This window comes from Pseudohalioglobus lutimaris, from assembly GCF_002866825.1.
GTDB classification, from domain to species: domain Bacteria; phylum Pseudomonadota; class Gammaproteobacteria; order Pseudomonadales; family Halieaceae; genus Halioglobus; species Halioglobus lutimaris.
Genome location: NZ_PKUS01000025.1, coordinates 68,166 through 88,041 on the forward strand (window position 1 = coordinate 68,166; position 19,876 = coordinate 88,041).

The following is a 19,876-nucleotide window of genomic DNA, read 5'->3' on the forward strand; positions in this document are numbered from 1 at the left end:
TGGAATTTAGGCGGGCCGCTATAGTAGCCCTGTGTACAGTGAGTGTATATGCTCAGAATCCTGTCGCAATGGAAAGCATACATACATGAGAGAGGCGCCGCGCCACTGCCGCAACGGTAATGAACACGTCAGCGGCGAGCATTGCCCTGCTGTGGCCAGCTCAACCTGAGCGTTGCAGGGCGTCGGCCATGGGTTGCGTGGTCAGCGTAGTCGTATCCCTTTTCATCGCGGTCTGGATCAGCTGGAGGCGCCGTTGGGTACTGGGGTGGGTCTGCGTGAACTCCAGCCAGGTTGTGCTGTCCGGGTCACTGGCTATATTGCGAAAGAACTCGTCGGCCCCGCCAAGGTGCCCATAGTGAGAGCGGACAATCGCCAGTGCGCGGCGGTCTGCCTGTAGTTCCATTTCACGATTGAAACTGAGCAGGGTCAGCATGCTGCCGGCGCCCAGGCTGCCGCCGAGCAGGCCGTTGGCGTTATTGCCTAGAATGGTCGCCAGGGCGATCTGCACCACCATGCCGCGGCTGGCCGCTTCGATGGGATGGCGTAACTGCACATGCGCAATCTCGTGAGCCAGTACCATTGCCAGGCCATTTTCGCTTTCCACGTGCGACAGCAGGGTTTCGCTAACCGCGATCTGTGCGCCCAGGGTGGCAAACGCGTTGGGAATGTCCAGGCCCAGCAGTGCAAAACGAAAGTCCTCTGCCGGCACTATGCTTTGAGGATCTTTCCCCTCTATAGGCACCGTCAGGCTGCTCGCGAGCAGCGCCTTCCCCAGCTCCTGCAGTGCGTCGCTGGCTGCGGCTTGCGGCTCACTGTTTTCATCGGTGAGAGACTCCAGCGCGGGTGCGGCGGCCAGCTCCCAGGCGAAGGGACTATGTGGCGCCATTAACCTTACCGCCAGGCTCAGGGCGAATACCAGGGCAACCAGGCCAGCGCTGACGCCGGCTGCAAGCACCAGGAATTCCCGCATGGGGTGCGTATTTCTGGCATTGATGCCCTCCGGGATGCGCGGGTTCCCGCGGGGCAGTGACATGACCGCTTACTTTCCGGGCCCGATCAGTGCAGTGCCGTAAGCCAGCACCTCTACCGAACCAATGGCCCTGCCAGCATTGCCGGAGACGCGGGCAGTTTCAAATTTCAGGTTGATCACGGTCTCGGCCCCGCGCAGTGATGCCTGCTCCTGCATGCGCAGCACTGCCTCGCGTCGGGCGCGATCCAGCAGTGACTCGTAGGCGCTGATATTGCCCCCCACCAGGTTGCGCAGGCTGGCAACAACGGTTTTGAAGTAGTCCACCGATATCACTACATTGCCGCAGACCATATCAGTGCGGTGCGCGAGCATGCCCGGGGGTGGGAAGCGTTGGTTCAGTACCACGATGTGGCGCAGCTGGTCCTCGCGCGCGAATATTTGTTGATAGTGTTTGCTTTCCGCACGGCGCCCGAACAGGTAGCCAAGTGCCAGCAGGATGAAAAATATTGCCAGTTGAAACAGGACTTCCACGGTGGCTATTTCCCGGTCTCGATCACTTCCACCGCGGTGCCGTAGGCGAGAATCTCGGAGGCGCCGGCAGCGATGGCCGAGGTGGAAAAACGCACATTGATCACCGCGTTGGCGCCAATGGCCTGGGCTTGTTCAGACATTCTTGCCACCGCCTGGTCGCGCGATTCCTGCAACAGCTCCGTGTAGGCGCCCAGTTCACCACCGAAGATGTTCTTGAAGCTTGCCATGATGTCCTTGCCGGCGTGCTTGGCGCGCACGGTGCTGCCCTGGACCAGCCCGAGATGGCGCACCACGCGCATGTTGGGAATGATTTCAATGTTGCTGATCAGCATGAATGGGTCTCCGCAGGGCGTTTTGATGTCTGCGATCATACGTGGTGGGTGCACAGGGGGGAAACCGATGTTGCTGACCTGCGCACCAGTTCACGATTGCCGAATACGACTCACGGTCACCGCCAGGGGCCAGGCTGGTGAGCGCTCAATTACCCCCGGCCCCAGTCGGGGACTGGATCGGTGCCCGGCGGGTCATTCCGGCTCAGGCTGGAAACGTCGTTTCCGTGGCCAGCAAAGTCGCTGTGTGTGGTGTTGGCAAAGCGCGGTGAAAACAAAAATTTCACAATATATTGTGTCCCGGCGTTGAGGTTCTGCCGATATGTAGGTATAAATACGCCTACTAACAACAAGCTTCGCGGCCGTCTTTCGGTCGCATTTCTGACGTACAAGGGGCAGATTTTGGAACCAGCAGCCAAGCAGGACACTACCGTTCGCGGCATCAGTATCGAACTACAGAGCGCATCCCTGGACATCTGGGATAAGAAATATCGACTCAAAGACAGCCAGGGTATACCCGTCGATGGGGACATTGATGGTACCTACTACCGGGTCGCCCGGGCTCTGGCCGAAGTAGAGGATGAAAGCAACCGCCAGGAGTGGGAACAGCGTTTCGTCTGGGCCCTGAAAAGGGGTGCTATCCCGGCCGGTCGTATTGTCTCCAATGCCGGTGCGCAGGAGCACAAGCCTTCCACGTCCACCATCAACTGTACCGTGTCCGGCATCATCACCGACTCCATGGACGGCATCCTCCAGCGTAACCTTGAAGCCGGCCTGACCCTCAAAGCGGGCTGCGGCATCGGCTATGAATTCTCCACCCTGCGCCCCCGCGGGGCCTTTGTGTCCGGTGCGGGCGCCTACACCTCCGGTCCGATGTCCTTCATGGATATCTTCGACAAGATGTGTTTCACCGTCTCCTCAGCCGGCGGCCGACGCGGCGCGCAGATGGCGACGTTCGACGTACACCATCCGGATGTGTTCGACTTCGTGAAAGCCAAGCGTGAAGACGGTCGCCTGCGCCAGTTCAACCTGTCCCTGCTGATCACCGAGGACTTCATCAAGGCCGTACGTGAGGATGCCGAGTGGGCGCTGTCCTTCCCGGTAACACCAAAAGAGTACGCCAACCGTGACCTGGACCCGGAGATGGAAATCATCTGGCGCCCGTTCCCGGTCACCGAGAATTACGTCAGCGACGACAAGGGCCGCGTGGCCTGTCGTGTGTACCAGCGCGTTCGCGCCACTAAACTGTGGAACGCGATCATGAGCTCCACCTACGATTACGCCGAACCGGGTTTTATTCTCATTGACGAGGTTAATGAAAAGAACAACAACTGGTTCTGCGAAAATGTGCGCGCAACCAACCCCTGTGGTGAGCAACCGCTGCCGCCCTACGGAAGCTGTCTGCTGGGCTCCGTCAACCTGACGCGCTTCGTCAGGGAGCCTTTCACCGAGAATGCCTATTTTGACTGGGAAGAATACTGCGAGGTCGTCGCCGTGTTCACACGCATGCTGGACAACGTGGTGGAGATCAACGGCCTGCCGCTACCTCAGCAGCGGGACGAAATCACCAGTAAGCGTAGGCACGGTATGGGCTTCCTCGGGCTGGGCTCCACCATGGCCATGCTGCGTATGAAGTATGGCGAAAAAGATTCACTGGCCTTCACTGATCGCGTGGCCAGAGAAATGGCTGTCTCTGGCTGGAAAGTCGGCCTGGAGCTGGCGCGTGAGAAAGGCCCTGCGCCCATAATGAGCCAGGACTTTGAGGTCACCGGCGAAATGTTGCGTCGTCGTCCCGAGATGGCCGCTGACGGTATCAAGGTCGGCGACAAGGTCCCCGGGAGAATTTTGCTTGGGAAGTACAGCCATTACATGCAGACGCTGGCCCAGGAAGAACCGGAACTGGTGTCGTCGATTATCCAGGAGGGTGCGCGTTTCACTCACCATTCCTCTATCGCGCCTACCGGCACTATCTCCCTGTCGCTGGCCAATAACGCCAGTAATGGTATCGAGCCCAGCTTCGCACATCACTACAGCCGCAACGTGATTCGGGAGGGGAAGAAGTCCAAGGAGAAGGTCGATGTGTTCTCCTATGAACTGCTGGCCTACCGCGAACTGATTAACCCGCAGGCGATGCCGTTCTCCCAGGAGGAGGGCGAGGTGCTGCCGGATTACTTTATTGCCGCTGACACAGTGACACCCCGGCAGCACGTGGACGTGCAGGCGGCGGCCCAGAAGTGGGTGGACTCTTCTATCTCCAAGACGATCAACGTGCCTACCGACTTCGCCTACGACCAGTTCAAGGACACCTACCTGTATGCTGCGGAGCAGGGATTGAAGGGCTGTACTACCTTCCGCTTCAACCCGGAGGCCTTCCAGGGCGTGCTGGTCAAGGAAGAGGACCTGGAGAACACGCTGTATGTGTTTACCCTCGAGGACGGTTCCACCATGGAGCTGAAGGGTAACGAGGAAGTGGAGTACGACGGAGAAATGCACACGGCAGCCAATCTCTTCGACGCGCTGAAAGAAGGGTATTACGGTAAGTTTTAAACTATTCCCCGGTGCCCCCGCCAGAGCGGGGTCCATACGGGGGTTGTGAGAAGTTCAAACGTAAACTGGATTTGGCAATGGCGGACCACCGCCTACGCGGAATTGACAATGGGAAAAGGTTCCCGTTTGAGGGTAAAGCAAACATGAGCAAGAAAATCGATAAGAAAATCGTCGGCTTCCAGGTGAAGACCGAGGAAGAGAAACAGCAGGAAATCGAAAGCAATATCGTGCAGATGCACGAGAAGGTGTCGCGACCCGAGCAGTTGGAGGGCGCCACCTACAAGATCAAGACGCCGCTTTCGGATCATGCCCTGTACCTGACTATCAATGACATTATTCTGAATCCGGGCACAGACCACGAATTGCGTCGTCCCTTCGAGATATTCATCAACTCGAAGAATATGGACCACTTCCAATGGATCGTTGCCCTGACCCGCGTTATCTCTGCTGTATTCCGCAAAGGCGGTGACTGCACTTTCCTGGTGGAAGAGTTGAAAGCGGTATTTGACCCACAGGGCGGCTACTTCAAGTCCGGCGGCCGCTTTATGCCCTCGCTGGTCGCCGAGATTGGTTGGGCGATTGAGGATCACCTGCAGAACATTGGCCTGCTGGAGCAGCCCGGCCTGAGCGATCACCAGAAAAAGATTCTTGATGAAAAGAAGGCAGAGTACGCAGCGAAAACCGGCGACGATGGCGGCAGCAGCGAGTTCCCCGTCAGCTCAGAACTGTGTCGCAAGTGTAGCGTGAAGGCCGCGATCATGATGGACGGCTGCCTGACCTGCCTGAACTGTGGTGACTCCAAGTGCGGATGAAGTCGGCGGGAAAGTAAAGCCGGTGGAGCGGTGACCCCTTCGCCCTGTAGTTTTATCCAGCCCTCGAATGCCCAGCATCCGGGGGCTTTTTTGTTTTTGCTGAGTAAACGGCAAAAGGCTGCGAGCCGGCGACAGTAGCAGCCTCTTTATTTGACAATACAGGCACCGTGTCTCGCCACCTTTGAGACGTCGCGAGCAGGGCACGCTCTCTTGTTCCAGAATCCCGCGGGATTTCAGCGCGTCGTTATTTCGTTCCTTTCCTGAAGCCCGCCTTACAACTGCGACTCCGGTACAAACACCGACAGCACCTGCGTGCTGAAGCGCTTCCACCAGCTTGTATCCGGCTCGCGATCCAGACGAATCTCCTGTCCGTCATTTTCCCCCACCCACTCCAGGTCGCCATCATCGTTGATGACGACCCGGTAGGCGACTTCTCGCATCAGTTGGTCGAAGTTATCTGACAGTGTGGCGGCCTGCACTGGGGCGGCAAAGTAGGCCCCAAGCTCGGTATTGAGTTTTGCTGAGCGTCCGTCGAGGTTAAAGGACCCGACGAATAGAAAGGTTTCGTCCACGGTGAAAAACTTGGCGTGCAGGCTGGTTTTCTCCACGTCTATACGCTCGCGCTTCAGCTTTCTTCTGGCTTTGTTGGAAGTGGCTCGATACTCATAAAGCTCAACGCCCCCTCTCACCAGGTCCTCGCGATAGCGCATGTACCCGGCGTGAACCATGGAGACATCGTTTGCCTGCAGGGAGTTGGTGAGTATGCGCACGCGTACGCCTTTTGCCTCCAGTTCGTTAAGGAATTGGGTGAATTTCTCTCCGGGCACGAAGTAGGGGGACACGATTAGCAAGTCTTCTTTGGTCTGTTCCATGGCCTTGAGCAGTTTCAGGGCCAGGTGCGTGTCCAGCGTCATTTCGTTCATTTCAATGGCGCTCGGATCGTCAAAGCCCAGAACCCAGTCTGACCAGACGTAGTCGACTTCCGAGATGCGCTCCACCTTCGCCAGTTCTACATCACGCAGGATCCGTGCGTAGCGAGTCTTTCTCGCCTGCTCCAGGTAATCTGCCGACGACTTGCGGAAGGCCCTGTAGTCGTCGTCACTGACCGGCGCTTTCCACTTGAATGAGGCCAGTGGGTAGACATACTTACTGTTCCAGTAGAGGTCGAACTGGTTGGAGACGTCTCGGGCGACGGGGCCAACACCCAGCGCATCCATATCACCGAAGGAGACGGCTTCGGTCGCATCAAAGTACTCGTCGCCTATGTTACGGCCGCCAAAGATAGTCGCGGAGTTGTCCGCCGTGAAGGTCTTGTTGTGCATACGGCGGTTCACCCGCCATGTGTCCAGAAGGAAATCGCCCGCGCGCAGGTTGCGATTGGCAAAGGGGTTGAAGAGTCTGATTTCAATGTTCGGGTGATGATCGATGTTGCGCAGGAAGTCGTCTTTGCCCGCTGTGTCCATGTCGTCCAGCAGCAGGCGTACGCGCACACCGCGATCTGCCGCCAGCAGCAGTGATTCGTATATTACCCTGCCGGTGAGATCCAGGTGCCAGATGTAGTATTGGATATCAATACTCTCCTGTGCCGCCATTGCGAGTTGCGCTCGCGCCGTAAACGCCATTTCCCCCTGTGCTATGGGGCGAAAGCCGGACTTGCCCTCATGCTGCGCGAGCAGCGGTGCCAGATTGGCGGCCAGCGTTGATTTCTCGCCAGGTACCAGCGCATAGCTGGGTTCCCTGGTGGCATCCTTGGGGAGCGTGCCGCAGGCTGTGACAAACAGTAACAGGGAAACTATCAATAGCCGCTGTATTTTATGGTGTGCCCGGGACCTGCTGGCAAAGGAAAGTGTTTGCATTCTGTAAGGTTTCAGCTGTTTGGATTTTCAGCAAGTATAGCTGTAATCCCGCTACACGTGGTGACTTGCAATCAAGCCGGTTATTGTCCATGTTCAGTACTCTTTCTGGAGGCCAGGTGATGACCGTTGAGCAGCGACTTGAAGTAATCGAAGGTGAGCTAATGCGTTTGCGCGCGCGCGAGGAAATCTGCCAGCTCAAAGCGCGCTACCTTAACGCCTGTGACCGCCAGGACCCGGAGGCGGTGAGGGCGTGTTTCGCCGAGGGAGAGGTGAAGATCGATATGTCCTATTTTGGTCAGTGCGCCAACCGCGATGAGTTTGTTGATGGCATATTTGTACCGCGCGGCTGTCACGATCACGTGCTGGATATGCACCATTGCGCCAACCCCGAGATTGAGATTCTGGACGCGGATCACGCCCGTGGTGTCTGGTCGCTTAACTACCGTAATATCAATACGCAGGACCAGACCCTGACCTTGCTCTCTGCGCTCTATTACGATGAATACCGACGTATTGACGGGGATTGGAAGATTAGTGGATCCCGCACCGAATACCGTACCGTGATGCACTGCATCTATAAGTCCGGTTCGTTGCAGGTTTCGACCGCAGCGCGCTCATTAGCGGGATAGCGTTGGCGGTATCTCTTTGGGGAGATATTTGGTGCTATTATCGGGCAGTCGTTCTCGTTGAGTCAGTGTTCATGCCCAGCTTTTCAGTCAGAGCCGCTTCGGCCTTCTTGTTGATCTTTCCCCTGCTGCTCGCCGGGTGCGGCCAGGAAACACCCCAGGCGCCGCCGCCCGCGTCCCGTCCGGTGAAGTTGTTCACGGTGGGTGGCGGCTCCAGTGATGCTATTCGCACGTTCCCCGGTCGGGTGGATGCAACCCAGCGCGCTGAGCTGGGGTTTCGCGTTGGCGGGCAGTTGCAGGAGGTGTTGGTTAAAGAAGGCGACCTGGTTGAAAAGGGCCAGGTTCTGGCGCGACTTGACCCCACCGACTACGAGATAGTGTTGGAGGACAGAAGGGCAAACTATGACAATGCCAGGCGCAATTTTGAGCGCGGCAAGGAATTGATCGTCGACGGCAATATCTCGCGTATTGACTTCGACCGCATGGAGGCTGACTTTCGCACCGCCTCGGCTGCCCTGAGCGCGGCGGAACAGGACGTCGAATATACGGTGCTCTCTGCGCCCTTCACGGGTCGTATCGCTGCCCGCAGCGTGGAAAACTTTGAAGAGGTCCTGGCCCGGCAAACGGTTATCTGGCTGCAGAATATCGATGAGCTGGACGTGATTATCAACCTCCCGGAATCGGTAGTGCGCAGTGTGCGCAGCGAGGCCGGCCCTCACACCGATCTGCGCCGCAGCGCGACGGCGGGCGGTATTCGCGCCCATGCCCAGTTCGACGGTCGCGGCGGTCGCGACTACCCCCTGCGTCCCAAGGAAATAGCCACCAAGGCCGATGACCAGACACAGACCTTTCGCGTAACGTTTACGATGGACGCCCCGAAGGAATTCAACGTGCTGCCGGGAATGACGGCGACCGTGGTGCTGGACCTGAGCGGGGTTGTCGACCGCGACGCCGTCAAGTGGGTGCCCGCCAGGGCAGTGCAGGGCGACAGCGGCCTGGAACCACGGGTCTGGGTGCTCGATGCTGAAACGATGACCGTGTCGGCGCGGCCGGTGGAGATCGGGCGCATGTCCGGACGCTCTATCGAGATAGTGTCCGGCCTGGAGGGCGGCGAAGAGGTGGTGGCAGTGGGCGCCCCGTATCTTGCCGAGGGTATGAAGGTGACGCGATTGTCGTTGAGCGAACAGGCTGTCCCGCGCGCTGATGATCCGCTTTAAGCGCATGTCGAGACAGGAATATCGCCTATGAATATCGGTGAATACTCAGTCCGCACGCCTGTCGTGGCATGGCTACTGATAATAATGATGGTCGGCGGTGGCATCTGGGCGTTCCAGGGCATGGGCAAGCTCGAAGACCCGCCGTTTACGCTCAAAATGGCCAAGATACTCACGCCCTATCCCGGAGCCAGCGCGCGAGAGGTGCAGGAGGAGCTCACTTATCACCTGGAAGATGCCATCCAGCGGATGCCGCAGATCAAGCGTATCAAGATGTCGGTATCGCGGCCCGGCCTGTCCGACATCCTTATCGAATTCAGGGACGAGTACCAGGCCGAGGACCTGCCCAACATTTTTGACGAGTTGCGACGCAAGATTGCCGATGCCAGGTCGTCCTTGCCGCCAGGCGCCAGCGAGCCGATAGTGCTCGACGACTTCGGTGATGTGTATGGGGTCTACCTGGTCCTGAACGGGGAAGGTTATACCTGGCGAGACCTGTACGACACTGCTGATGTGATCAAGAAACAACTGGTGCTGGTGGACGGCGTGCGCAAGGTGGAGATCGACGGCGAGCAACGCGAGGTCGTCTACCTGGATATTTCGCGCAGCCGGCTCGCTGAACTGGGTATATCCCTGGAGCAGATCGCAGACGTGTTGGGCTCCCAGAATGTGGTGGTCAATGCCGGGAATGTGCAGGTGGGCGATGACTATTTGCGCTTCAGCCCTACCGGCGCCTTCAAGTCAGCGCAGGAAATGGGTGATGTGCTGATCAGCTCCAGTGAGCGCCGGTTAATCCGGCTGTCGGATATCGCCAGCATCACACGGTCGTATGAGACCGTGCCCAATAAAATGTACTTTGTTAACGGTAAGCCTGGCCTGAGTGTCGGCGTTTCCATGACCAACGGCGAGAACGTGGTCGCCGTGGGTAAGCGCATCGATCGCAAGCTGCAGGCCCTGCTACCGGAAATTCCGGTGGGGATAGAACTGTCCAAAGTCTATGACCAGCCCCGGGAGGTCCGCCGTTCCGTGGGGGGGTTCCTGGTGAGTGTGGGGCAGGCGGTTGCTATCGTCATTGCCGTGTTGCTGGTGTTCATGGGGTTGCGTACCGGCATTGTTATCGGCGCTGTTTTGCTGATCACCGTGGCGGGCACGCTGCTGATTATGCATATATACAATATCGAGCTGCAGCGCATCTCCCTGGGAGCACTGGTGATCGCGCTGGGCATGCTCGTTGACAACGCCATCGTCGTTGCCGAAGGGATGCTGGTGCGCATGAATGCCGGCAAGAGCCCGGAGCAGGCAGCGCGCGAAGCAGTGGGCAAAACCATGTGGGCGCTGCTGGGCGGTACCGTGATTGGCATACTCGCGTTTTCCGCCATCGGTCTGTCGCCGGACAATACCGGTGAGTTTGCCAGTTCTTTGTTTTACGTCATCCTGATTTCCCTCTCGCTCAGTTGGCTGACGGCAATTACCGCTACACCGCTATTATGCGCACTGTTGTTGAAACCGGACCCGGATACCGCAGACAAGGACCCCTATAGCGGCCGCGTGTTTCGTGTTTACCGCAAGCTGGTCGCGACGGCTGTGGACCATCGGCGAACGACGCTGGCCGCTGTGGTGCTGCTGTTTGTCGCCGCCGTTATTGGATTTGGCAATGTGAAGAGCGGGTTCTTTCCCGACTCCAGTACGCCTATGCTGTTTGTTGACATCTGGGAGCCTGAAGGCGCCGACATTCGCACCACCCGGGACCATACCCTGCGAGTAAGTGAGTTTATTCGTCAGCAACCCGGTGTCGTGCAGACCGCTTCAGTTGTCGGCGGGCCGCACCAGCGCTTTACCCTTGTCTATGATGCCAAAGAACCGACGCCGGTCTACGGGCAGATTATTGTGCGTACGGAAACGCGTGAGCAGCTTGATGCCGTGACGCAGGCGACGCGGGACTACTTACAGCAGCAGATGCCGTCGATTGACCCCATCCTCAAGCCCATGCGCATAGGGCCGGGGCGAGACGCCAAGATTGAGGCGCGTTTCTCCGGGCCGGATGAAGAGGTGCTGAGGCGGCTTTCCGTAGAGGCACAGCGCATCATGCGCGAGGACGGTTATGCGGTCGATGTTCGCGACGACTGGCGCTCCCCGGTAAAGGTAGCTGTGCCGGTTTTCAATGAGCAGGTAGGCCGGCAGTTGGGCGTGGATCGCGAGACACTGGGGGATGCATTGCGCTACGCCTTTGAAGGCGCGCGCGTGGGCGTATACCGCGATGGCACCCGGTTGCTGCCGATTGAATTGCGCGCGCCTGAGGAAGAGCGCGGAGACATCGACAATGTTCGTGACATCCAGGTCTGGAGCCCGGTGCTGGGCCGTTCAGTGCCCGCATCGCAGGTGGTTTCCGCGTACGAAACACGTATGGAGAACGCAGCGATCCGCGGGCGCGATCGTATTCAGACCATTATCGCTTCCTGTAACCCGGTAGACGGCATAGCCACTCCATTGCTGCTGCGCCTGCAGGCGCAGATCGAGGCGATCGAGCTGCCTGCGGGCTACCACCTGGAGTGGGGCGGAGAGTTTGAGGACAGCCGCAATGCGCAGACCGGGCTGGTGAAGTCACTGCCTGTGGGCCTTCTATTGATGATCATCACCAGCATCTTTTTGTTTGGGAGGTTGCGGCAACCGGCGATCATCTGGTCGACTGTACCGCTGGCTATTGTAGGTATTACCGCTGGCCTGTTGCTCACCGGCGGGGCTTTTGACTTCATGTCGCTACTGGGGGCGCTGTCACTGGTGGGTTTGCTGATCAAGAACGCCATTGTGCTGATCGACGAGATTGACCAGCAGATAGGCGAGGACAAGGAACCCTACCAGGCCATTCTCGACTCCTCGGTAAGCCGCATGCGCCCGGTGATGCTGGCGGCAGCCACCACCATTCTCGGTTTGATACCCTTGTTGGCGGATGTGTTTTTCGTGAATATGTCGGTGACGATTATGGCGGGTCTGGGCTTTGCCTCGCTGCTGACACTGACGGTGGTACCCACGCTATACGCTGTTTTCTTCGGCATTCACCGGCCCGAAGAAAGCAGCGGCGACTAGCCCGCCCACCACCCGCACCAGAAGGGATATACGGGAGGCCTGCATGAAAGCGATGATCTTTGAAGCCCTCGGTCGGCCGCTGGAGCTGCGCGATGTGCCGCAGCCAGAGGCGGGACCCGGGCAGTTACAGTTGCGGGTTACCGCTTGCGGCATCTGCCGTACTGACCTGCACGTGGTAGACGGTGACCTGCGCGAGCCGGTCCTGCCGCTGATTCCCGGTCACCAGATAGTGGGGGAGGTTACGGCGCTGGGCGAGGGAGTGGATGGCTTCGCCATTGGCGCGCGGGTAGGCGTGCCCTGGCTGGGCGGCAGCTGCGCCCAGTGCTGGTATTGTCGCCATGGTAAAGAAAATCTCTGCGATGAAGCGCGCTATACCGGCTACCAGATCAACGGCGGCTTCGCCGAGTACACGGTGGCGGACGCCCGCTACTGTTTTCCCATTCCGCAGGGCTACACCGACATTCAGGCCGCGCCGCTACTCTGTGCCGGCCTGATCGGTTACCGCTCGTACAGGCTGGTGGAGCACTGCGCAACCATCGGTCTGTATGGCTTTGGCGCCGCCGCACATATCCTCATCCAGGTGGCACGGCATCGCGGCCAGCGCGTTTTTGCCTTCACCCGTGAGGGCGATACCGAGGCGCAGGCGTTTGCCCTGCAGTTGGGCGCAGCGTGGGCGGGCGACTCTACTATGGACGCTGCAGAGCCGCTGGAGGGCGCGATTATCTTTGCCCCGGCCGGCGAGCTGGTACCGCAGGCCCTGAGGGCGGTGCGTCGCGGCGGTCGGGTGGTCTGCGCCGGTATACACATGTCTGATATACCCTCGTTTCCCTACGAGATCCTGTGGGGTGAGCGTGAAGTGGTCTCCGTGGCCAACCTTACCCGGCGCGACGGAGAGGAGTTCCTGCCGCTCGCGGCCAGTATCCCGATCGAGACTACCGTGCACCGCTATCCTCTGGAGCAGGCCAATGAGGCGCTGGACGACCTGCGCGAAGGGCGCTTCAGTGGAGCCGCAGTGCTGGTGCCCTGACCACAAGCCACAGTCCCCGGGCCGGTATCGCCCTGCGCCGCGTTGATTCGCCGCGTCAATAGCCCGCAGCTGGGCCTTTCGCGCATCCTCCTTGTAAGCTTTGGTCAATTTCCGGCATTGCTGCGGTCATTGTTTCCGGGTGGGTGCACGGGCCATTATCTGGCCCCTGTTTTTACCGCTTGAAGGAGTTCCAATGAGCAACAACGCATACATCTATGACGCCCTGCGCACCCCGCGCAGCAAGGGCAAGGCGGGTGGCAGCCTGTACGAAGTGAAGCCCGTGGACCTGGGCGCAGGCCTGTTGCGGGAGCTGCAAAGCCGCCACAACCTGGATACCTCCTACGTGGATGACGTGATCATGGGTTGCGTGACCCCGGTAGGCGAGCAGGGCTCTGACGTCGCCAAGATGATTGTGCAGAACGCGGATTGGGACGAGTCAGTTGCCGGCGTGCAGCTTGATCGCTTCTGTGCTTCCGGCCTGGAGGCGGTGAACAGCGCCGCGGCCAAGGTGGCTTCCGGCTGGCATCAACTCATTGTTGCTGGCGGCGTGGAATGTATGTCCCGTGTGCCCATGGGTTCCAACGGTGGTGCCATGGGTGGCGATGCGGCCTTCAGCATGAAGACCAGGTTTGTGCCCCAGGGCATAGGCGCTGACACCATCGCCACGATCGAGGGCTGGAGCCGTGAAGATGTTGACGCCTATGCCATGGAGTCGCAAAAGCGCGCTGCGCACGCCCGCGACAGCGGTTATTTCGACCGCTCCGTGGTGCCGGTGAAGGATCTCAACGGCCAGGTGGTTCTGGAAAAGGACGATTTCATCAAACCCAACACCACCATGGAGGCCCTTGCCGGCCTGCGCGCTTCTTTCGAAATGATGGGTGGTATGGGTTTTGACGATATGGTGCTGTCCAAGTACAGCGATCTTGAAAAAATCAACCACGTGCACACGCCGGGCAACTCATCCGGCATCGTCGACGGCTCCGCTGCCGTGCTGATCGGCTCCGAGCAGGCGGGCAAGGACCTGGGTTTGACCCCACGCGGTCGTATCGTTGCCACCTCGGTGCTGTCTACCGACCCGATTATCATGCTGACCGGCCCCGGCCCTGCCGCCGAGAAGTGCCTGAAAGTCGCGGGCCTGAACAAGTCGGACATCGACCTGTGGGAGATCAACGAGGCGTTCGCCTCGGTGGCCATGCGCTACATGAAAGACCTGGGTGTTGAGCACGACATAACTAACGTTAACGGCGGCGCGATTGCCATGGGTCACCCGCTGGGTGCCACCGGCGCGATGCTGGTCAGCACCATGCTGGACGAACTGGAACGTCGCAAGCTGAAGCGCGCCATGCTGTCACTGTGTGTGGGCGGCGGCATGGGCATCTCCACCATCATCGAGCGCGTTTAAAGCGGCAGCACAGAATTAAGGAACCAGAATATGAGTGGATTTAATTACGACAAAGACGCAGACGGCATTGTCACCGTCACCATGGACATGGACGGTCCGGTGAACTCCATGAACGAGGAGTACCGCGAATGCATGGCCCAGACCGTGCAAAAACTGCAGCAGGAAGAAGGCCTGACCGGCGTGGTACTGGCCTCTGCCAAAAAAGTCTTCTTCGCCGGCGGTAACCTGCATGAATTACTGGCCACTACCGAGGAAGATATTCCCGGTTTTATGGAGATAATGCACCGCACCAAGGGCGAATTGCGTGCACTGGAGAAATTGCCGGTGCCGGTAGTCGCCGCGATCAATGGTGCCGCCCTGGGCGGAGGCTTTGAAATTTGCCTGTCCTGTAATCACCGCATTGCCTGGAACGATCGTAGCGTGCAGTTGGGCCTGCCTGAAGTATCGCTGGGCCTGCTTCCCGGCGGTGGGGGCGTAGTGCGTATGGTCAACCTGTTGGGCCTGCAGACAGCATTACCCTACCTGCTTGAAGGTACGCGGGTGACACCCGAAAAAGCACTGGCGGCCGGCATGATCCACGAGACTGTGGACACCGCGGAGGAACTGGTACCCCGAGCCAAGGCCTGGATCCTGGAGAACAAGGACAACGAAGCCGCTGCTGTGCAACCCTGGGATGTAAAAGGCTTCAAGATTCCCGGTGGCAGTGCGTCGCATCCTGCCAACGCGCAGTTGATTTCTGTGGCTCCGGCCATGCTCTACCAGAAAACCCGTGACCTGCTGCCGGCCCCGACGAAGATACTCGACTGTGCCATCGAAGCGGCGCGCCTCGATTTGGACACCGCCCTGGTGGTCGAGTCCCGTGGGCTGGCCCACCTGGTGGTCACACCACAAGCCAAGAACCAGATCAGTACCTTTTTCTTCGGTATGAACAAGGTTAACGGTGGCGCCAGCCGCCCGCAGGACGTTGAGCCGCAGCAGACGAAGAAGGTCGGCATTCTCGGCGCCGGCATGATGGGGCAGGGTATAGCCTACGTGTCGGCGATGGCCGGTATCGAAGTCGTGCTCAAGGACATCAGCCAGGAAGCGGCTGACAAGGGCAAGGCCTACAGTGAAAAGTTGCTGGCCAAGCGTGTGGAACGTGGGCGCATGGACCAGGCGAAGATGGACGGCATTCTTGGCCTGATCAAGCCCACCGCCGACGCGGCAGACCTGCAGGGTTGTGACCTGGTGATTGAGGCTGTGTTCGAGAACATGGAACTGAAGCACCAGATCACCAAAGAGATGCAGGGCTATATGGCCGAGGGCGGTATCTGGGGTTCGAATACCTCCACCTTGCCGATCACGCAATTGGCCGAGGCCGCAGACAATCCTGAGAACTTCATCGGTATCCATTTCTTCTCGCCGGTGGACAAAATGCCTCTTGTGGAGATTATCTGTGGTGAACAGACATCGGATGTGGCACTGGCGAAAGCCTTCGACTATACCCGCCAGATTCGCAAGACGCCTATAGTGGTAAACGACTCCCTGGGCTTCTTCACCTCCAGGACCTTCGGTACTTACCTGGACGAGGGTATGCAACTGCTCAACGAGGGTGTACACCCGGCGGAAATCGATAACCTCGGCAAGGGTATTGGTATGCCGGTAGGTCCGCTACAGGTGCACGACGAGGTGAGCCTGGAACTGACCAAGAAGGCTGGCGCAACACATGCAGAGCTGGGTGTGCTTGACCAATGGGGCGACGGCAGCGTGGGTCGCGGCATCATCGCCACGATGGTAGATGAACATCACCGCGGCGGGCGTTTCCATGGCGGTGGTTTCTATGACTATGCCGAGGATGGCTCGCGCAGCATCTGGCCACAGCTGCTGGACCTGTACTACAAGCCCGAGGTCGATGTGCCCCAACGGGACATCAAGGACCGCTTGCTGTTTCGGCAGGTGATCGAGGCTTTGCGGTGCCTGGAAGGAGGTGTGTTGCGCAGCGTCCAGGATGGCAACATCGGTTCGATCATGGGTATCGGTGCGCCGGTGTGGACGGGTGGTTTCATCCAGTTCGTTAACACCTACGGCTTACAGCGCTTCATAGATCGCTGCGACGAACTGGCGACGACTTATGGTGAGCGCTTCAAGGCGCCGGCTATCGTTGGTGAGAAGCTGGCCGCAGGCGCGCAGTTCGACTAACCCTCACCCGCGCGGAGGTGGGAAACCACCTCCGCTCTGGCGGCGAGTCAGAGAGCCTGTCGCGCCTTGGCTATGGCATCATTCCTCGGTGTTGGGTCCGTAAAGGCCCACGCCCAATTCACCTGCGATGTGACTGATCGCCATTAATCCGCGTACGCTGTTTCCCGCCGGGTTCAGCGGTGGTGAGAAGGTGGCAATTGCAAACTTACCCGGTACCACCGCGACAATGCCACCGCCCACGCCTGTCTTGGCAGGCAGACCGGCGCGGTACATCCATTCGCCGGACTCATCGTAGAAGCCTGCGCTCGCCATGATCGCCAGTAGCTCGGGTACGTCTTCCTTGTCCAGTACCTTCTTGCCGGTCACCGGGTTGACGCCTTCATTTGCCAGGGTGGCGCCCATCATGCCCAGGTCCCGGGTGTTAATGCCAATGGAGCACTGACGGGTATACACGCGCAGGGCCTCTTCCGGGTCACTGTAAAGGCGTTCGTAGTTATACAGCAGGTTGGCGATGCCGCGATTGCTCCAGGCGCTTTCATACTCAGAGGTATAGACTTCTTTGAGTACCTTCAGGTCGCGCCCCGCGTAGGCCTCGATATTGTTCAGTACCTTGTTCCAGCGCTCCTTCTCGGATTTTGCCTCCACCAGGCTCACGGCGGCGATGGCGCCCGCATTTACCAGCGGATTAACCGAACGCTCCGGGTATATTTCCAGGGCCATTTTCGAGTTGAAGGGCAGGCCGGTGGGCTCCACGCCGATTTTCTCGCGCAGCACCCTGGGGCCCTGTTCGGCCATGATCAGCGAAGCGGTGAATGGCTTCGATACTGACTGAATCGAAAACTCATAGTCCATTTCCCCGGCTGAGAACACCTTGCCCTCGCGGGTGACAATCACCACGCCGAACATCTCACTGGGTACAGTGGCCAGAATGGGAATATAGTCCGCGTTGGCGCCTTCATCCACGCCTTTGAATTTAGCGTAGGCCTCGTCGACTACTCGTTGGTAGTCGGCGTCTGCAATGGGTGCAGCCTGTGCAGCACCGGCGCCCAATAGTGCAGAGCAAAGCAGGGCGGTAACGGCTTGCCGGATCTTCGTTGGCATATCGGTGGTTCTCCATTTCCAGGGGGGGTTGTTGGCTCTAGTGTAGCCCACCCTGCGAGAATGGTCAGGTACCGAATCGGGGGGCAGGAGAAAGCGATCTATCGGGAGCGCTCCCCGTGGTCCGTTGAGCATGGAGAGTTGATATAACTTGAACGAATGTCTTGTTATGCCGTTGAGTGATTGGACATCCCATTGATGTTGGCAGACACTGCCGTTAATCAACGTCAAAAATAACGCCTCCAGCCGGAGGCATATGCCAGAGGCAATCATGAGATCTTTACCCACTGCACTTTTACTCGTTCTGGGCCTGGCCTCCGCCACCAGCCTGGCAGCACCGACGGCCCAGATAAAGGGCGGACAATCTTCCATAATCCCCTCTGCAGAAGTGATAGATGCCCTGGGTGGTTGCGTGCTTGAGCGAGTCAAACCTGGAACGGTAAAACCCGATGACGATCGTTTGCGCTTCCCGGTTGCAGGTGGCGCTCTGGATCTGGAGGGACTGGTCGGGGAAATCGATCACAAGGGCGGTATAAACCTGTCCTGCTTTGAGCAAGCCAAGGTTGTGTCACTGCAAAACTTCAGAGTAGAGACGGTCAGGAATGATGTCCTGGTTGAGCCCGTAGATGGGTCATCCGAGGCAGAAACAGCAACAGTGATCACCGCTCTTGCGGGAGTGGATGGCAACTTGACCGGTCGTATCGATTTGTTTGTTCCTGCTGGCGCTGACCTGGAGGTTATTGTCGCTGGCAGTCGTGTTCAGTTGCGCAAAGCCAACCTGATGCTTACCGAAGAAGCGGCAACGTTTCTTACTGAGGAACTGGGGATAGCTACACTGGTTGAAGGAATGGTATTCGGCGAGTCTTTTACCCGGCTGAATCTGAGGCTGGAGAAAGAGAACGATTCCGGGGAGAAATCAAACAACGGCAAAGCCAAGGGAAAGAATAAAGATCCCAATGACGCGGATGCTGACGAAGAGGAAGATGTGGGCAATGGGGATTGATATGCAAGAGCCGTAAAGTCGGTCACTCCTGGGGAGTGTTCAGAATTCTGTGTCACAGTAATTCCTCGTTAGTCATCTGATCACAGATCCCGCACGGCGTCGAGTCGGCCTTCGAAGAAGATGGCCAACTGGGACAGCGTGATATTCCAGCTCTGAATCGGCATCGTCCATTTCTTGCTGGCATTTTGAACGCCCAGGTAAAGCAGTTTCAATAGGCTGTCCTCGTTCGGGAAGCCGCCTTTCGTCTTGGTCAGTTTCCGGAACTGGCGATGCACAGCCTCAATGGAATTCGTCGTGTAGATCACCCGGCGGATATCCGGGGGATACTTGAAGTAGGCGGACAGATTGTCCCACTTCGTGCGCCAGGATTTGATCACGATGGGATAGAGATCGCCCCAGCGGGATTCCAGTTCATCCAGGGCCTGCTCCGCAGCGTCTTTAGTGGTGGCCCGGTAAACCCGCTTCAAATCGACCATGAACGCTTTCTGGTTCTTTGAGGCCACATACTTCAGCGAGTTGCGGACCTGGTGGACAATGCAGAGCTGCACTTCGGTGTCCGGGTAAATCGTGGCGATGGCTTCCGGGAAGCCGGTCAGGCCATCCACGCTGGCGATCAGTATGTCTCCTACGCCGCGGTTTTTGAGATCGGTCAGCACCGAGAGCCAGAAATTGGCGCCCTCGCTCTCCGACAGGTACAGGCCGAGAATTTCCTTTTTGCCCTCCAGATTGACGGCCAGAACCGTGTACACCGCTTTGCTCTGGTAGCGCCCGTTGTCCTTGACCTTGTAGTGGATCGCATCGAGCCAGACGAAGGGGTACAGAGTCTCCAGGGGGCGCTGCTGCCACTCCCTGACCTCGGCTATGATCTTGTCGGTAATCGCGCTCAGCGCCGCTGTAGAGACCTTGATGCCGTACAGATCTTCGACCTGGGTGGCGATATCCCGGTAGCTCATGCCCAGACCGTACATGGACAGGATCTTCGCTTCGATCTCGTCATTGACCGAGGTTTGGTGCTTCTTGATCAGTTGCGGCTCGAAGCTCCCGGCCCGGTCGCGGGGTGTCTCAAGATCGAAGGGGCCGGCAGTACTTTTTACCGTTTTCTTTGTCTTGCCGTTTTTGCGGTTGGGGACGACGTCTTCAGCCAGATGGGAATCCAGCTCCGCCTCCAGGGCCGCCTCGGTGAGTTTCTTGATCAGCGG

Annotated in this window: 15 protein-coding genes; 9 read left to right on the forward strand and 6 right to left on the reverse strand. The window is 58.5% G+C overall.

What is annotated here, in order from left to right:
- Window positions 1-160: 160 nt before the first annotated feature.
- Genes C0039_RS16035 through C0039_RS16045 form a run of 3 tightly spaced genes read right to left on the reverse strand, consistent with a single transcriptional unit; the run spans window position 161 to window position 1,833 of the window.
- Window positions 161-1,033 (reverse strand): M48 family metallopeptidase, encoded by an 873-nt coding sequence (locus C0039_RS16035; RefSeq protein ID WP_101518660.1) that lies wholly within the window; start codon window positions 1,031-1,033, stop codon window positions 161-163.
- A gap of 6 nt (window positions 1,034-1,039) precedes the next feature.
- A complete protein-coding gene (locus C0039_RS16040) occupies window positions 1,040-1,501 on the reverse strand; it encodes a YbjQ family protein (RefSeq protein ID WP_101518661.1) in 462 nt (153 codons plus the stop codon).
- 5 nt (window positions 1,502-1,506) lie between these two features.
- Window positions 1,507-1,833 (reverse strand): YbjQ family protein, encoded by a 327-nt coding sequence (locus C0039_RS16045; protein WP_076002249.1) that lies wholly within the window; start codon window positions 1,831-1,833, stop codon window positions 1,507-1,509.
- A gap of 399 nt (window positions 1,834-2,232) precedes the next feature.
- On the opposite strand from C0039_RS16045, the gene C0039_RS16050 reads away from it, so the two are divergent.
- Both C0039_RS16050 and C0039_RS16055 read left to right on the forward strand, forming a co-directional pair.
- Window positions 2,233-4,377: an adenosylcobalamin-dependent ribonucleoside-diphosphate reductase gene (locus C0039_RS16050; RefSeq protein ID WP_232334947.1), complete on the forward strand. Its 2,145-nt coding sequence runs from the start codon at window positions 2,233-2,235 to the stop codon at window positions 4,375-4,377.
- A gap of 143 nt (window positions 4,378-4,520) precedes the next feature.
- Window positions 4,521-5,189: a TSCPD domain-containing protein gene (locus tag C0039_RS16055; RefSeq protein ID WP_076002251.1), complete on the forward strand. Its 669-nt coding sequence runs from the start codon at window positions 4,521-4,523 to the stop codon at window positions 5,187-5,189.
- Between the two features lie 272 nt (window positions 5,190-5,461).
- Here C0039_RS16055 and C0039_RS16060 read toward each other — a convergent pair whose 3' ends face one another.
- Complete coding sequence (locus tag C0039_RS16060) at window positions 5,462-7,045, reverse strand: phospholipase D family protein (RefSeq protein ID WP_101518662.1); 1,584 nt, start codon at window positions 7,043-7,045, stop codon at window positions 5,462-5,464.
- 89 nt (window positions 7,046-7,134) lie between these two features.
- Between C0039_RS16060 and C0039_RS16065 the strand changes: the two genes are divergently transcribed.
- The 6 genes from C0039_RS16065 to C0039_RS16090 all read left to right on the forward strand — a co-directional run bounded on the left by C0039_RS16065 (window position 7,135) and on the right by C0039_RS16090 (window position 16,576).
- The gene (locus tag C0039_RS16065) at window positions 7,135-7,674 is read left to right on the forward strand and encodes a nuclear transport factor 2 family protein (protein ID WP_207796473.1); all 540 of its coding nucleotides are present in this window, start codon (window positions 7,135-7,137) and stop codon (window positions 7,672-7,674) included.
- A gap of 71 nt (window positions 7,675-7,745) precedes the next feature.
- Window positions 7,746-8,888: an efflux RND transporter periplasmic adaptor subunit gene (locus tag C0039_RS16070; protein ID WP_076000145.1), complete on the forward strand. Its 1,143-nt coding sequence runs from the start codon at window positions 7,746-7,748 to the stop codon at window positions 8,886-8,888.
- A gap of 27 nt (window positions 8,889-8,915) precedes the next feature.
- A complete protein-coding gene (locus tag C0039_RS16075) occupies window positions 8,916-11,969 on the forward strand; it encodes an efflux RND transporter permease subunit (protein WP_076000146.1) in 3,054 nt (1,017 codons plus the stop codon).
- A 43-nt stretch (window positions 11,970-12,012) separates the two neighbouring features.
- Window positions 12,013-12,996 (forward strand): zinc-dependent alcohol dehydrogenase family protein, encoded by a 984-nt coding sequence (locus C0039_RS16080; RefSeq protein ID WP_076000147.1) that lies wholly within the window; start codon window positions 12,013-12,015, stop codon window positions 12,994-12,996.
- A gap of 193 nt (window positions 12,997-13,189) precedes the next feature.
- Complete coding sequence (locus C0039_RS16085; RefSeq protein WP_076000148.1) at window positions 13,190-14,398, forward strand: acetyl-CoA C-acetyltransferase; 1,209 nt, start codon at window positions 13,190-13,192, stop codon at window positions 14,396-14,398.
- A gap of 30 nt (window positions 14,399-14,428) precedes the next feature.
- The gene (locus C0039_RS16090; RefSeq protein ID WP_076000149.1) at window positions 14,429-16,576 is read left to right on the forward strand and encodes a 3-hydroxyacyl-CoA dehydrogenase NAD-binding domain-containing protein; all 2,148 of its coding nucleotides are present in this window, start codon (window positions 14,429-14,431) and stop codon (window positions 16,574-16,576) included.
- Window positions 16,577-16,654: 78 nt separating this feature from the next.
- Here C0039_RS16090 and glsA read toward each other — a convergent pair whose 3' ends face one another.
- Window positions 16,655-17,677, reverse strand: a complete 1,023-nt coding sequence (gene glsA, locus C0039_RS16095) for a glutaminase A (protein WP_084179559.1) — start codon at window positions 17,675-17,677, stop codon at window positions 16,655-16,657.
- Window positions 17,678-17,945: 268 nt separating this feature from the next.
- Here glsA and C0039_RS16100 point away from each other — a divergent pair, with 268 nt between their 5' ends.
- Window positions 17,946-18,677, forward strand: a complete 732-nt coding sequence (locus C0039_RS16100; protein ID WP_133126036.1) for a hypothetical protein — start codon at window positions 17,946-17,948, stop codon at window positions 18,675-18,677.
- Between the two features lie 80 nt (window positions 18,678-18,757).
- Here C0039_RS16100 and C0039_RS16105 read toward each other — a convergent pair.
- The coding region (locus C0039_RS16105) for an IS256 family transposase (protein WP_101518665.1) at window positions 18,758-19,876 on the reverse strand (1,119 nt) is incomplete at its 5' end.

Bases quoted from the DNA above. Each gene is read 5' to 3' on its own strand.
- C0039_RS16035 (WP_101518660.1), bottom strand. From the start codon at position 1,033: ATGTCACTGCCCCGCGGGAACCCGCGCATCCCGGAGGGCATCAATGCC.
- C0039_RS16045 (WP_076002249.1), bottom strand. From the start codon at position 1,833: ATGCTGATCAGCAACATTGAAATCATTCCCAACATGCGCGTGGTGCGC.
- C0039_RS16055 (WP_076002251.1), top strand. From the start codon at position 4,521: ATGAGCAAGAAAATCGATAAGAAAATCGTCGGCTTCCAGGTGAAGACC.
- C0039_RS16060 (WP_101518662.1), bottom strand. From the start codon at position 7,045: ATGCAAACACTTTCCTTTGCCAGCAGGTCCCGGGCACACCATAAAATA.
- C0039_RS16065 (WP_207796473.1), top strand. From the start codon at position 7,135: ATGTTCAGTACTCTTTCTGGAGGCCAGGTGATGACCGTTGAGCAGCGA.
- C0039_RS16070 (WP_076000145.1), top strand. From the start codon at position 7,746: ATGCCCAGCTTTTCAGTCAGAGCCGCTTCGGCCTTCTTGTTGATCTTT.
- C0039_RS16075 (WP_076000146.1), top strand. From the start codon at position 8,916: ATGAATATCGGTGAATACTCAGTCCGCACGCCTGTCGTGGCATGGCTA.
- C0039_RS16080 (WP_076000147.1), top strand. From the start codon at position 12,013: ATGAAAGCGATGATCTTTGAAGCCCTCGGTCGGCCGCTGGAGCTGCGC.
- C0039_RS16085 (WP_076000148.1), top strand. From the start codon at position 13,190: ATGAGCAACAACGCATACATCTATGACGCCCTGCGCACCCCGCGCAGC.
- C0039_RS16090 (WP_076000149.1), top strand. From the start codon at position 14,429: ATGAGTGGATTTAATTACGACAAAGACGCAGACGGCATTGTCACCGTC.
- glsA (WP_084179559.1), bottom strand. From the start codon at position 17,677: ATGCCAACGAAGATCCGGCAAGCCGTTACCGCCCTGCTTTGCTCTGCA.
- C0039_RS16100 (WP_133126036.1), top strand. From the start codon at position 17,946: ATGAGATCTTTACCCACTGCACTTTTACTCGTTCTGGGCCTGGCCTCC.